Below are 13,437 nucleotides of genomic sequence, written 5' to 3'. Positions count from 1 at the left end.
GAATGCGGTGGGCCAGTCACTCTATTTCTGACTGACTGACTGACTGACTGACTGACTGACTGACTGACTCACGCCATCGCGGCATAGGCACCAACACCGTAACCACGATGCGAAGCGAGCCGCTCTTGATCTTGCTTTTGATCTGCTTGTGATCTTGATCTCAGGCGCCCCGTTAAACCACGCTGGCCGGAATTCGACAGGGATTTGGGGGGTAAACCGGCAGGGATGCCGGTTTAGCCGCCCCGCGCCATGGATGGCGCGTGGCGGCGGCCCCCCAAATCACTGGCGGATTACGGGCACACCGAGCCTGGGCGAGGTGCCGAGTGGTGGGGCAAGAGCGTTTTGCTTACTTTTGCGCTTTTCAAAAGTGAGCCGCCGTCAGGGCGGAACCCTAAGCGGCCATTGCCGCAGGAATGGATATGTACACAATCCAGCTGTGTTGACTGTCAGGCCGCCATCGCAGGCAACCAGCTCCCACATTCAGATCGTGGGGGGGCAGGTGGGTAGGCGTCGGCTGTCAGGCCGTCACGGGAGCAAGCTCCCTCGCCACAGGTCCAGCGCCGTACCAAAATTGTGTAGATAGCTGTGGCCAACGCGAGCACATCTGCATTCTGTGCACTGCACATCAAAAGCCTTGATAAAAGCGCGCAGCCGCTCAGCTATACTCCCCTCCATTTGAATGGCCCTGCGAGGAATTACTGTGAAGAACTGGACCCTGCGCCAAAGGATTTTGGCGAGCTTTGCGGTAATTATCGCGATCATGCTGCTGATGGTCGTGGTCTCGTATTCGCGCCTGCTGAAAATCGAAATCAGCGAAAACTCAGTGCGGGACGATGCGGTGCCCGGGGTGTTTTTCAGCTCCATGATTCGCAGCGCCTGGGTCGACAGCTACCTGCAGACCCAGGAGTTGGTCGGGATCCACGAGAACCAGGGCATTTCCGAAGCCGACAAACAGGACTACAAGTCTTTTGAGGCTCGGCTTGAGCAACATATGGCCAGCTACGCAGGGACGATCAATATCACCCAGGATCGCACCGAATTCGATGCCTTCGAAAAACTGCACCAGAGCTACAACCAGATTCTCGCCCAGGTTTTGGCGGCCCATCAGAGCAATAACGCCGCCGAAGCACTGAGGTTGTTCAACGAGCAACTGACCCCCGCCTGGACAGCAGGCCGCATGAAGCTCAATGACATTATCAATGAGAACAAGCAGGTCGCCGACAACGCCACCGCCGCCATCGATGATGCGGTAGCGGCCGCGAAGATCAGCATGGGCGTCTCGCTGTTGCTGGCGATTCTCGCCGCCGCGCTGTGTGGCCTGTTGCTGATGCGCGCGATCATGGCGCCGATGCAGCGCATCGTTCAAATCCTCGAAGTCATGCGCACCGGTGACCTGAGCAAGCGCCTGAACCTGGAGCGCAAGGACGAATTCAACGCGGTTGAAACCGGCTTCAACGACATGATGACCGAGCTGACTGCCCTGGTGTCCCAGGCGCAGCGTTCATCGGTGCAGGTCACCACCTCGGTCACCGAGATTGCCGCGACCTCCAAGCAGCAACAGGCGACCGCGACAGAAACCGCAGCCACCACCACCGAAATCGGCGCCACTTCCCGCGAGATTGCCGCCACGTCCAAGGACTTGGTCCGCACCATGACCGAAGTGTCCACCGCCGCCGACCAGGCCTCGGTGGCTGCCGGTTCCGGCCAGCAGGGCCTGGCCCGCATGGAAGAAACCATGCACTCGGTGATGGGCGCCGCCGACCTGGTCAACGCCAAGCTGGCGATCCTCAATGAGAAGGCCGGCAACATCAACCAGGTGGTAGTCACCATCGTCAAGGTGGCCGACCAGACCAACCTGTTGTCCCTCAATGCTGCGATCGAGGCCGAGAAAGCCGGCGAGTACGGCCGCGGCTTTGCCGTGGTTGCCACCGAAGTGCGCCGCCTGGCCGACCAGACCGCTGTGGCGACCTACGACATTGAGCAAATGGTGCGTGAGATCCAGTCGGCGGTGTCGGCAGGGGTGATGGGCATGGACAAATTCTCCGAGGAGGTGCGCCGCGGCATGTCTGAGGTGCAGCAAGTGGGCGAGCAACTGTCGCAGATCATCCATCAGGTACAGGCCCTGGCGCCGCGGGTGTTGATGGTCAACGAAGGCATGCAGGCCCAGGCCACCGGTGCCGAGCAGATCAACCACGCGCTGGTGCAATTGGGCGATGCCAGCAGCCAGACCGTCGAATCCCTGCGCCAGGCCAGCTTTGCCATTGATGAACTGAGCCAGGTTGCGGTCGGTCTGCGCAGCGGCGTCTCGCGTTTCAAAGTCTGATGAGCGAGCTCGCGGCTAAACGCGGTGCCGTCCCGGCAGCGAAAAAGGCGTTGTTTCTGGTGTTTCGCATCGGCAACGAACGCTTTGCCCTCAAGGCTACGGAAGTGGCCGAGGTACTGCCGCGCCTGGCGCTCAAACCTATCGCCCAAGCGCCCTTGTGGGTGGCGGGTATCTTCGCCCATCGTGGGGTGCTGGTGCCGGTCATCGACTTGAGCGCCCTGACGTTCGGCACTTCGGCTCAGGCGCGTACCAGCACGCGCCTGGTGCTGGTCAATTACCAGCCGCAGCCCTGGAGTGAGGCGCGTTGGCTGGGGCTGATTTTGGAACAGGCCACCGACACCCTGCGTTGCGATCCCGCCGAATTCCAGCCCTATGGCCTGGACAACCGGCAGGCGCCGTACCTGGGGCCGGTGCGTGAAGATGCCCAGGGCTTGATGCAGTGGATTGGCGTTGCGGATCTGTTGACCGCTCCAGTGCGCGCCTTGCTGTTTTCCGCCGAGTTGAGCCTATGAGCAATGACCCGCGGTTTTTCGCGTTTTTGAAAGAACGCATCGGCCTGGACGTCGCTTCGGTGGGCGAGGCGATTATCGAACGCGCGGTGCGCCAGCGCTGCCAGTCGTCCCAGTCGCAGTCGGCGGAGGCTTACTGGCAACACCTGCAAACCTCCCATGACGAGCAGCAGGCGCTGATCGAAGCGGTGATCGTCCCCGAGACCTGGTTTTTCCGCTATCCCGAATCCTTTGCAACCCTGGCCCGCCTGGCCCAGGTGCGTCTGGCCGAGATCAATCAGCTGCGCGCCCTGCGTATTCTCAGCCTGCCGTGTTCGACGGGCGAAGAACCCTATTCGATTGCCATGGCCTTGCTCGATGCGGGCCTGGCGCCCCACCAGTTCAAAGTGCAGGGCATGGATGTCAGCCCGCTGTCGGTGGAGCGCGCGCGGCGGGGCGTGTACGGCAAGAACTCGTTTCGCGGCGCCGACCTTGAGTTTCGTGACCGTCACTTCACTGAAGACGCAGGTAATTACCGCATCGCCGACCGGGTGCGCGAACAAGTGCGCCTGCAAGTCGGCAACTTGCTGGACCCGGCACTGCTGGCGAATGAGCCAACCTACGATTTTGTGTTCTGCCGCAACTTGCTGATCTACTTCGACCAGCCGACCCAGAAACAGGTCTTTGATGTGCTCAAGGAATTGACTCACGTAGACGGTGTGCTGTTTATCGGCCCGGCCGAGGGCAGCCTCCTGGGGCGTCACGGCATGCGCTCCATCGGTGTGCCGCAGTCCTTTGCCTTCAGTCGGCATGTAGAACCGGCCCCGCCGGTTGCACCTGTGGTCAAACCGACGCCCGCGCCGCTACCGCAGCGTAGGGCGGCGCCGATACCGCTCAAGCCGCGGCCGTTCAGCACCGTCAGCCCCAACGTGCCACCGGTCAAAGTGGTGACTACCGATGCCGGGGATTTGCTCAGCCAGATCGCAACCCTGGCCAACGAGGGCAAAAGTGCCGAGGCCCGAGCGGCCTGCGAACGGTATTTGAGCAATCACCCGCCGGCCGCCCAGGTGTTTTACTGGTTGGGGCTGCTCAGCGATGTGGCTGGCAGTGCCCTGGAGGCCCAAGGGTATTACCGAAAAGCCCTGTATCTGGAACCGCAGCATCCCCAGGCCCTGATGCACCTGGCCGCGTTGCTCGAGTCCCAGGGTGACAGTGCCGGCGCGCGCCGTCTTCAGGCACGCGCCGCCCGTAGCGAGCGAGCTGACAGTGAGTCCAAACGATGAGTAGCCCTGACGCGCTCGACACCGCAGGCCTGGACCTGACGCTGACCGATACCCAAGCCATTGACGACTGTTGGAACCGCATCGGTATTCATGGCGACAAGTCCTGCCCGTTGTTGGCCGAGCATATCCACTGCCGCAATTGCTCGGTGTATTCCGCCGCCGCCACACGCCTGCTCGACCGCTACGCACTGCAACAGGACGACCATCATGCGCAGGCAACTGCCGAAGCGGATAACGAGGTGGTCACCCGTTCGCTGTTGATGTTCCGCCTCGGCGAAGAATGGCTCGGTATCGCCACCCGTTGCCTGGTGGAAGTGGCGCCGTTGCAGCCGATCCACTCGCTGCCGCACCAGCGTTCCCGAGCGCTGCTGGGCGTGGCCAACGTACGCGGGGCGCTGGTGGCGTGCCTGTCACTGGTGGAACTGTTGGGCCTGGACAGCACCAGTGCCGGCGCCAGCGGCGGGCGGATCATGCCGCGCATGCTGATCATCGCTGCCCAGGACGGCCCGGTCGTGGTGCCGGTGGATGAAGTAGACGGCATCCATGCCATCGATGAGCGCACCTTGAAGGCCGCATCGGTGTCCGGCACCCAGGCCAGCGCACGCTACACCCAAGGCGTGTTGCAGTGGAAAGGCCGCAGCCTGCGTTGGCTGGACGAAGCGCAATTGTTGTCCGCCGTGACCCGGAGCCTCGCATGACCCCCGACCAGATGCGCGATGCCTCGCTGTTGGAACTGTTCAGCCTGGAGGCTGATGCGCAGACCCAAGTGTTGAGCGCGGGCCTGCTGGCGCTGGAACGCAACCCGACCCAGGCCGACCAGCTCGAAGCCTGCATGCGCGCCGCGCATTCACTTAAAGGGGCGGCGCGGATTGTCGGTGTGGATGCCGGCGTCAGCGTGGCCCACGTCATGGAAGATTGCCTGGTCAGCGCCCAGGAAGGCCGCCTGTACCTGCAACCTGAACATATCGACGCATTACTGCAAGGTACTGATCTGCTGATGCGTATCGCCACCCCGGGCAACGATGTGGGGCCGGCGGATATCGAGGCGTACGTAGCGCTGATGGAGCGCTTGCTCGATCCCTCGCAGCCGATTGTCACGCCCGTGCCAAAACCCGAGCCCATCCCCGCGCCGCGGTTTGACGCGCTGCTGCTGGAGCCCGAGCTGGAGCCTGCGCCACCGCTCGGCAGTGACGCGCCGCGCCAGAACAAGCGCATGACCGAAGGCGGCGAGCGTGTGCTGCGGGTGACGGCTGAGCGCTTGAACAGTCTGTTGGACTTGTCCAGCAAATCCCTGGTGGAAACCCAGCGGCTCAAGCCGTACCTGGCCAGCCTGCAACGCCTCAAGCGCATTCAAAGTAACAGCTTGCGTGCGCTGGATGCCCTGGACGGCCAGCTCAAGTCGCTGGATCTGAACCTGGAAGCCCAGGAGGCCCTGGCCGATACCCGTCGCCTGCTGAGTGAAGCCCAGGCCCTGCTGGCGGAAAAAAACGCCGAGCTGGATGAGTTCGGCTGGCAGGCCGGCCAGCGCGCCCAGGTGCTCTACGACACCGCATTGGCCTGCCGCATGCGGCCGTTTGCCGATGTGCTGGCCGGGCAGGTGCGCATGGTGCGTGACTTAGGTCGCAGCCTGGGCAAGCAAGTGCGCCTGGAGATTGAGGGCGAAAAGACCCAGGTCGACCGGGACGTGCTGGAAAAACTCGAAGCGCCGCTCACCCATCTATTACGCAATGCGGTCGATCACGGCATCGAAACCCCTGAGCAACGCGTGCTGGCGGGCAAGCCGGCGGAAGGCTTGATTCGCCTGCGTGCGTCCCATCAGGCCGGGTTGTTGGTGCTGGAATTGAGCGATGACGGCAACGGTGTCGACCTCGAGCGCCTGCGCGGCACCATCGTCGACCGCCATCTGTCGCCGGTTGAAACGGCCCTGCGTCTGAGTGAAGAGGAACTGCTCACGTTCCTCTTCTTGCCAGGGTTCAGCCTGCGCGACAAAGTCACCGAAGTGTCCGGGCGCGGGGTCGGCCTGGACGCGGTGCAACATATGGTTCGTCAACTGCGCGGCGCGGTGGTGCTGGAGCAGACGGCGGGGCAGGGCAGCCGCTTCCATCTTGAGGTGCCGTTGACCCTGTCGGTGGTGCGCAGCCTGGTGGTGGAAGTCGGCGAAGAAGCCTATGCCTTTCCCCTGGCGCATATCGAACGCATGTGCGACCTGGCGCCCGACGACATCGTGCAGTTGGAAGGCCGCCAGCACTTCTGGCATGAGGGCCGGCACGTCGGCCTGGTTGCCGCCAGCCAGTTGCTGCAGCGCCCGCCGGGGCAGAACCCGTCAGATACCTTGAAGGTGGTGGTGATCCGCGAGCGCGATGCCGTGTACGGGATTGCCGTGGAGCGCTTTATCGGCGAGCGCACCCTGGTGGTGTTGCCGCTGGATGATCGCCTGGGCAAAGTCCAGGACATTTCTGCCGGGGCCTTGCTCGATGACGGCTCGGTGGTGTTGATCGTCGATGTCGAAGACATGCTGCGTTCGGTGGATAAATTGCTCAACGCCGGTCGCCTGGAGCGCATTGCCCGGCGCAGCCAGCAGGCCACCGAAGCGCCGCGCAAGCGTGTGCTGGTGGTGGACGACTCACTGACGGTGCGCGAGCTGCAACGCAAATTATTACTCAATCGTGGTTATGAAGTCGCTGTTGCGGTCGATGGCATGGATGGCTGGAACGCATTGCGCTCCGAGGACTTCGACCTGCTTATCACTGATATTGATATGCCTCGCATGGACGGTATTGAATTGGTCACACTTTTGCGCCGTGACAGTCGCCTGCAATCGTTGCCGGTGATGGTGGTTTCCTACAAGGATCGTGAAGAAGACCGCCGCCGTGGCCTCGACGCCGGGGCCGACTATTATCTAGCCAAAGCCAGTTTCCATGACGACGCCTTGCTCGACGCCGTGGTTGAACTGATTGGAGGCGCCCGGGCATGAGGATTGCGATCGTCAATGACATGCCCCTGGCGGTGGAGGCCTTGCGCCGCGCCCTGAGTTACGAGCCCGCCCACGAGGTGGTATGGGTGGCCAGCAATGGCCTGGAAGCGGTACAGCGTTGCGCCGAGCTGACCCCGGACCTGATCCTGATGGACCTGATCATGCCGGTGATGGATGGGGTGGAGGCCACCCGGCAGATCATGGCCGACACGCCTTGCCCGATTGTGATCGTCACTGTCGACCGCCAGGCCAACGTCAGCCGCGTATTCGAAGCCATGGGTCACGGCGCCCTGGATGTGGTGGACACCCCGGCACTGGGCGTTGGCAACCCCAAGGATGCGGCCGCGCCCCTGCTGCGCAAGATCCTCAATATTGGTTGGCTGATCGGCCAGCGCGGCACGCGGGTGCGTGCCGAAACCCCGCCGCAGCGGGTCACCGGCAAGCGTCAACGGCTGGTGGCCATTGGTTCTTCGGCTGGTGGGCCGGCGGCACTGGAAGTTCTGCTCAAGGGTTTGCCCCGGGATTTTCCCGCCGCCATCGTGCTGGTACAGCATGTGGACCAGGTCTTCGCCGCCGGCATGGCCGAGTGGCTGAGCAGCGCTTCCGGCCTGCCGGTGCGCCTGGCCTGTGAGGGCGAGCCGCCTCAACCCGGCGTGGTATTGCTGGCCGGAACCAACCACCATATTCGCTTGTTGAAAAATGGCACGCTAGCCTATACCGCAGAGCCGGTGAACGAGATTTACCGGCCCTCCATCGACGTGTTTTTCGAAAGCGTCGCCAGTTACTGGAACGGTGACGCCGTTGGCGTCTTGCTCACCGGCATGGGGCGCGACGGCGCCCAGGGCCTCAAGCTGATGCGTGAACAAGGATATTTGACCATCGCCCAGGACCAACAGAGCTCGGCGGTGTATGGCATGCCCAAAGCGGCGGCGGCGATTGATGCTGCTGTTGAAATTCGCCCACTGGATAGAATTGCGCCCCGATTGCTGGAGGTCTTTGCAAAATGAACAAAAATCTCCCGCCGTGCTGGCTTGCAGGTAGTAATTCAGGTGATTGCACATGAATGATTTACAGCTCGACGACTTCAAGACCGACGAAAACGCCGCCATGGTGCTGCTGGTCGACGACCAGGCCATGATCGGTGAAGCCGTGCGGCGTGGCCTGGCCCATGAAGAGAACATCGACTTCCATTTTTGCGCCGACCCGCACCAGGCGATAGCCCAGGCGATCCGCATCAAGCCCACGGTGATCCTGCAAGACCTGGTGATGCCGGGCCTGGACGGCCTGACCCTGGTGCGTGAGTACCGCAATCACCCGGCCACCGCGAATATCCCGATCATCGTGCTGTCCACCAAAGAGGACCCACTGATCAAAAGCGCGGCCTTTGCGGCCGGGGCCAACGATTATCTGGTCAAGCTGCCCGACAACATCGAACTGGTGGCGCGCATCCGCTATCACTCGCGCTCCTACATGACGCTGTTGCAGCGCGACGCGGCCTACCGCGCGTTGCGGGTCAGCCAGCAACAGTTGCTAGACACCAACCTGGTGCTGCAACGCCTGATGAACTCCGATGGCCTGACCGGGCTGTCCAACCGCCGCCACTTCGACGAATACCTGGAGCTGGAATGGCGCCGCGCCATGCGCGACCAGACCCAACTCTCGTTGCTGATGATCGATGTGGACTTCTTCAAGACCTACAACGACAGCTTCGGCCACGTCGAGGGCGACGAAGCCTTGCGCAAAGTCGCCGCCACCATTCGCGATGCCAGCAGCCGCCCTTCGGACTTGCCGGCGCGCTACGGTGGCGAAGAGTTCGCACTGGTCCTGCCCAACACCTCGCCGGGCGGCGCACGCCTGGTCGCGGAAAAACTGCGCATGGCGGTGGCGGCGTTGAAAATCCCGCACATCGCCCCGGCTGAAGGTGCCAGCCTGACCATCAGTATCGGGCTGTCGACGTTGACGCCTGTCCAGGGTACGGACTGCCGGCAGCTGATCATGGCGGCGGACAAGGGGTTGTACACGGCCAAGAACAATGGGCGTAATCAGGTTGGTATCGAGTAATTAGAGGCCAACTTCAATGTGCGAGGGGGACTTCCCCCTTGCACTCCTGAGTTTCGTACTCATCCGAATTGATTACATATGAAAGTTTTTGAGCTAAGAAATCTGCCATCGTTGTAGAGCCGATGGCAGGGGGCAGGACGGCGTTATTCTATTCTGAATCCAGGCTTGCCATTATTCGCGCGCCACTCTTTGACCTCTTTTACAATGCCTTCTGGACTGTCTTCTCTACCCTTTCTTGGATAATAGACGAGATCTGACCCATCAGGATGCTCCGTAAGTCGCTTGAATTCTAATAGCATTTCGTCATCTTCTTCCTCAGAGCGAGCACTCGCATCACAAAGAGAAATTACAAATTTTAAAAATTCGCTTTCTGTGTACTCGGAAATTGAGCTTTTCATCTTAATTACCTTTGCCGTGAATACGCTTATGAAGTTTTGGAGTGACTATGTGGATATTGTCGATGTCGAAAATTTCTCCGCCTTGGGAAATGAATATTTTATGGTGAAGTTCGAATTTACTAGATTTTCCAGCATGTTCTAGTTCGCTAGTATAGGGCGCCTTGCCGTTTAGTATTCTTCTTAGGTTTTGACGGTTTAACTGACTAGCCAGTTCCGAGTCGCTAGCAACCGTTTTCCAGAATGCTTCACGAAATGCCTTGAAGTTTTTAAATTCTTGACCTCTCAGTTTTGCGGCAATTTGCGATGGTATAGGGACTCCTTCACCCTGGGAGGCCGCTCCCAGCCAAGAGCCGGTTATAGATTGCCCATTGCCTGTCACGATTCCGGGATCTTCACGCCGATCCCTGAACATGACATAGATTGGAGGCAGGCCAGAATCGACCGGGAAAACGATGATGAAGTCGTCAAATCCAGCTTCAACAACGGCTGGAAAACTGTCAACCCTACCCTCGACTGGAATTGTGTCGGCGCCTGCATAGACGGGCGTTTCAGGCGGGGCCGGTGGCAGCGTTGTTGAGCTATCTCCAGGAGCGGAAATAGGTGTCCAAATCAACGTTCTTGGTGGAATGTCACTTGTCGTGACGGTGTATACCTTCTGCCCAGGATCATAGGTCGCAGTAACCACTTTGACCCTGGAAGGCACGCTTGCACCATCGGTGTTGACCACAAAAACTTCTGACCGCCCATCTGCGGCCGTCCTCGAACTCATTCGAACCGGCAGGTCGATTGTGCCGTTGACTGCCGAACTTATCGTCGACTCGTCGAGGCCTGGTACCAAGGTTGAGATCGGTGTGCCAAGCGCATAACGCTCTGGAAGTTCTCCGTTCGCGAGTTTGGGAGAATAGATCAGCGCTGAAACACCGACCATCAAGCCACTCGCGGTACTGGCGGCCAATTCCGTCAATGCGGCCACTGCTGCCCCAATAGCGGCTCGCAGCGTGACGGTAACCCCCTCTGCTGTAGCGATAGTTCCGACTGAGGTCATGACTATCGCTTGAGTCGCAGCAGCAGTGCCCGACAGTCGATAGGTATTGGCTACTCTTACCGCTTCAATACGCGCTTGGGCCGTTGCGACCTGCTGCGCACGTTCTGCGAGGTCGCTGATTGCATTGGAGGCGTTGGCAAGAAACCGCGCGGACTCTGACTTCAGCACAAAATCATGGTGGCTGAGCCATCTCACCCCAAGCGCGGTGTTCTGCTGCAGATAAATAAGCTGTTTGAGTCCCTCAAGCTCGGGTTTGCTGAGTGGCGGTGTAACCTGTGGGTTGGCTGCGGGATAGTAAATCATCAACCCGTTCCGGTTTATGGCTAACGGTGGGTCAATAGGTTTGATCGCAGCCATCGTTTTTTCGATCATTTTGTCCAGCGTGTTTTTGTAACGCATGAGGGTCTGGTCGGGTGTCAATCCAACGACCGAACCGGCAAGAGAGGCGAGTTCCACCTGCAGGTATTCCGGCAGCAACTGCACCTGAATTTCCAACTCATCTGCAATGGCCTTCAGATACTCATTGTGTAAATTTTCCCAGCCAGGATCCTGTTCGGCTAAATTGGCCTCCAGCGTTTGCCGGGCCTTTGCCAACCCTGAAAGTTTTTTAGTCAGAATGTCTATGGAGAGCGAGAGAGCCTTGAGTTCTTGTGCGGCCCTCCAGACGTTGTCGTAAAGTGTGTAGGCATCGCGCAGATTTTTTATCGGGTCAGAAGAGGCAAGCGTTTCACGTAGCTTTGTATAAGTTAAGTTTTCCATCAGGTAAAAAGGGCTTTGATCATAGAGCCCATAGATGAGTGGCGCAGTACTGGCGTATTTGGATTTTTTCGCGTCGATGATTTCAAATGCGATTTTTTGATCGAGAATGGCTGAGGCTGTCTCTGTGAGTGCCTGTGAAGCTTTCGCGGCTTGCTGTTTCTCTGCGAGTTCGCGTTCAGTGTCAGTCGTGAGCGTTGCGAACCGTGCGCTGTACTCCGCGTCAATCAAGGATTGATTGTACTTTTGCTCTCCAATGAAATCGGCGGTGGTGCTAGGGAAGTCAAACTGCCTGAAGCGGCTACGGTCTCCTTCACCCCGACGTGGCCCTTCTTGAAGGCCCCAGCCATCTCCACTTCCTACGTAGCCTCCGCCTTCACCACCCCAATAAGTGTTTCGTCTCCCTGCGGTAATTATCGTCGGCTTGAGTTCTAAAGGTTGTCCTGGCTGCCACCCTTGTTGTGCCATAGGGCCTCTCCATTTTTATGAGAGTGATCGTTAGAGTTTGTGCGTCCTGAAGAAAAAAACTCAGGCGCTTTGATCAAACTTATTTGAGAGGGAAGAAAGAAAAAACTGATGGCGTTTTGATTTGATTTTATGCGTGTAGGAGACTCTGTAAGACGGTTCTGAAACTGATGTATTTATATTCTTGTATGTTTATCACTTGAGTCTTGGGATGATTTGGCTAGAAACCTAATTGTTTGTTTTTATTGGAGTGGGTTGGTTTGTGGTCTTTTAGGCAGGCTCTGATTTGGATTTTCAAATTATTTGTATAAACAGATGAACGGTCTGGTTTTAGCGAGTAGTAGGTCGGGTTTTCTAACGCGCGGCATCGTCAACCTATAGGAAATGCTCTGAGGGTCACGTGTCTGTCACCGAAGCAAGCGTGACGAGAGGCAAGCGCTGTCTTGGCAGAATCGACCAAGCGGGCTGCCGTTTCCAGCCGTTTGCCGTTATACTCGCCGGCTTTCAAAAGTTCGCCAACGAGTGCTGCCCGCCATGGAAATCAACCCGATCCTTAACACCATCAAGGACCTGTCCGAGCGCTCCGAAACTATTCGGGGGTATCTTTGACTACGATCAAAAGCATGAGCGTCTGACCGAGGTCAATCGCGAGCTTGAAGATCCGAGTGTCTGGAACAAACCTGAATACGCCCAGGAACTGGGGCGCGAGCGCGCTGCGCTGGCACAGATTGTCGATACCCTCGACGAACTGAACACCGGCCTGGGTGATTGCCGCGACCTGCTGGACATGGCCGTCGAAGAAAACGACGAAGGCGCAGTGGGCGATGTTGTCGCCGAGCTGGCCCGTCTCGAGGAAAACCTCGCCAAGCTTGAATTCCGCCGCATGTTCAGCCACGAAATGGACCCGAACAACGCCTACCTGGATATCCAGGCCGGTTCCGGTGGCACCGAAGCCCAGGACTGGGCCAACATCCTGCTGCGCATGTACCTGCGCTGGGCCGACAAGCGCGGTTTCGACGCGACCATCATGGAACTGTCCGCCGGTGAAGTGGCCGGTATCAAGGGTGCGACCGTACACATCAAGGGCGAATACGCCTTTGGCTGGCTGCGCACCGAGATCGGCGTGCACCGCCTGGTGCGCAAGAGCCCGTTCGACTCCGGCAACCGTCGCCACACCTCATTCTCTGCGGTGTTCGTCTCGCCAGAGATCGACGACAAAGTGGAAATCGAGATCAACCCGGCCGACCTGCGGATCGACACCTACCGTTCCTCCGGCGCTGGTGGTCAGCACGTAAACACCACTGACTCGGCCGTACGTATCACCCACGTACCGACCAACACCGTGGTCAGCTGCCAGAACGAACGTTCCCAGCACGCCAACAAGGACACCGCCATGAAAATGCTGCGGGCCAAGTTGTACGAGCAGGAAATGCAGAAGCGCAACGCCGCTTCCCAGGCGCTGGAAGACACCAAGTCGGATATCGGCTGGGGGCACCAGATCCGTTCGTACGTGCTCGATGCCTCGCGGATCAAGGATCTGCGCACTAACATCGAACGCAGCGACTGCGACAAGGTACTCGACGGCGATATCGACGAATACCTGGAAGCCAGCCTGAAATCCGGCCTCTAATACCCTCTGTGGGA

10 protein-coding genes are annotated in these 13,437 nt (G+C 59.2%); 8 read left to right on the top strand and 2 right to left on the bottom strand.

Going from position 1 to position 13,437, the window contains the following annotated elements; genetic code table 11:
* Positions 1-700: 700 nt before the first annotated feature.
* From HBO10_RS03430 to HBO10_RS03400, 7 genes are read left to right on the top strand one after another with little or no spacing between them, the layout of a single operon-like run.
* The gene (locus HBO10_RS03430; protein WP_127882177.1) at positions 701-2,323 is read left to right on the top strand and encodes a methyl-accepting chemotaxis protein; all 1,623 of its coding nucleotides are present in this window, start codon (positions 701-703) and stop codon (positions 2,321-2,323) included.
* Positions 2,323-2,835: a chemotaxis protein CheW gene (locus HBO10_RS03425; RefSeq protein WP_034126504.1), complete on the top strand. Its 513-nt coding sequence runs from the start codon at positions 2,323-2,325 to the stop codon at positions 2,833-2,835. Before HBO10_RS03430 ends, HBO10_RS03425 begins: the two co-directional genes overlap by 1 nt.
* Positions 2,832-4,094, top strand: a complete 1,263-nt coding sequence (locus HBO10_RS03420) for a protein-glutamate O-methyltransferase CheR (protein ID WP_034126505.1) — start codon at positions 2,832-2,834, stop codon at positions 4,092-4,094. The genes HBO10_RS03425 and HBO10_RS03420 overlap by 4 nt, the downstream gene beginning before the upstream one ends.
* Entirely contained in the window at positions 4,091-4,792 is a 702-nt protein-coding gene (locus tag HBO10_RS03415) for a chemotaxis protein CheW (protein ID WP_034126506.1), read from the top strand. The genes HBO10_RS03420 and HBO10_RS03415 overlap by 4 nt, the downstream gene beginning before the upstream one ends.
* Entirely contained in the window at positions 4,789-7,068 is a 2,280-nt protein-coding gene (locus HBO10_RS03410; protein WP_169921927.1) for a hybrid sensor histidine kinase/response regulator, read from the top strand. Before HBO10_RS03415 ends, HBO10_RS03410 begins: the two co-directional genes overlap by 4 nt.
* Positions 7,065-8,075: a chemotaxis response regulator protein-glutamate methylesterase gene (locus HBO10_RS03405; RefSeq protein ID WP_034126508.1), complete on the top strand. Its 1,011-nt coding sequence runs from the start codon at positions 7,065-7,067 to the stop codon at positions 8,073-8,075. The genes HBO10_RS03410 and HBO10_RS03405 overlap by 4 nt, the downstream gene beginning before the upstream one ends.
* Before the next feature lie 52 nt (positions 8,076-8,127).
* Complete coding sequence (locus HBO10_RS03400; protein WP_034126509.1) at positions 8,128-9,129, top strand: PleD family two-component system response regulator; 1,002 nt, start codon at positions 8,128-8,130, stop codon at positions 9,127-9,129.
* Between the two features lie 143 nt (positions 9,130-9,272).
* Here HBO10_RS03400 and HBO10_RS03395 read toward each other — a convergent pair whose 3' ends face one another.
* Positions 9,273-9,527: a bacteriocin immunity protein gene (locus HBO10_RS03395; protein WP_034129682.1), complete on the bottom strand. Its 255-nt coding sequence runs from the start codon at positions 9,525-9,527 to the stop codon at positions 9,273-9,275.
* Position 9,528: 1 nt separating this feature from the next.
* Positions 9,529-11,796: an S-type pyocin domain-containing protein gene (locus HBO10_RS03390; protein WP_034126510.1), complete on the bottom strand. Its 2,268-nt coding sequence runs from the start codon at positions 11,794-11,796 to the stop codon at positions 9,529-9,531.
* A 531-nt stretch (positions 11,797-12,327) separates the two neighbouring features.
* Between HBO10_RS03390 and prfB the strand changes: the two genes are divergently transcribed.
* Positions 12,328-13,423 (top strand): peptide chain release factor 2 gene (prfB, locus tag HBO10_RS03385; RefSeq protein ID WP_096001736.1). Its coding sequence is split into 2 segments (ribosomal slippage): positions 12,328-12,399 and positions 12,401-13,423, totalling 1,095 coding nucleotides; the frame shifts between segments, so codons are not numbered across the junction.
* Positions 13,424-13,437: the final 14 nt, after the last annotated feature.

Origin of the sequence: Pseudomonas sp. WS 5503 (genome assembly GCF_012985385.1) — a bacterium.
Classification (GTDB): Bacteria; Pseudomonadota; Gammaproteobacteria; order Pseudomonadales; family Pseudomonadaceae; genus Aquipseudomonas; species Aquipseudomonas paracarnis.
The sequence above is the reverse complement of the archived record's forward strand: the minus strand, read 5'-3'. Positions and strand labels throughout refer to the sequence as shown.

What these genes read in the sequence shown, in the direction of transcription:
- HBO10_RS03425 (WP_034126504.1), top strand. Translation starts at nt 2,323, where the DNA reads ATGAGCGAGCTCGCGGCTAAACGCGGTGCCGTCCCGGCAGCGAAAAAG.
- HBO10_RS03405 (WP_034126508.1), top strand. Translation starts at nt 7,065, where the DNA reads ATGAGGATTGCGATCGTCAATGACATGCCCCTGGCGGTGGAGGCCTTG.
- HBO10_RS03390 (WP_034126510.1), bottom strand. Translation starts at nt 11,796, where the DNA reads ATGGCACAACAAGGGTGGCAGCCAGGACAACCTTTAGAACTCAAGCCG.
- HBO10_RS03400 (WP_034126509.1), top strand. Translation starts at nt 8,128, where the DNA reads ATGAATGATTTACAGCTCGACGACTTCAAGACCGACGAAAACGCCGCC.
- HBO10_RS03415 (WP_034126506.1), top strand. Translation starts at nt 4,091, where the DNA reads ATGAGTAGCCCTGACGCGCTCGACACCGCAGGCCTGGACCTGACGCTG.
- HBO10_RS03410 (WP_169921927.1), top strand. Translation starts at nt 4,789, where the DNA reads ATGACCCCCGACCAGATGCGCGATGCCTCGCTGTTGGAACTGTTCAGC.
- HBO10_RS03420 (WP_034126505.1), top strand. Translation starts at nt 2,832, where the DNA reads ATGAGCAATGACCCGCGGTTTTTCGCGTTTTTGAAAGAACGCATCGGC.
- HBO10_RS03395 (WP_034129682.1), bottom strand. Translation starts at nt 9,527, where the DNA reads ATGAAAAGCTCAATTTCCGAGTACACAGAAAGCGAATTTTTAAAATTT.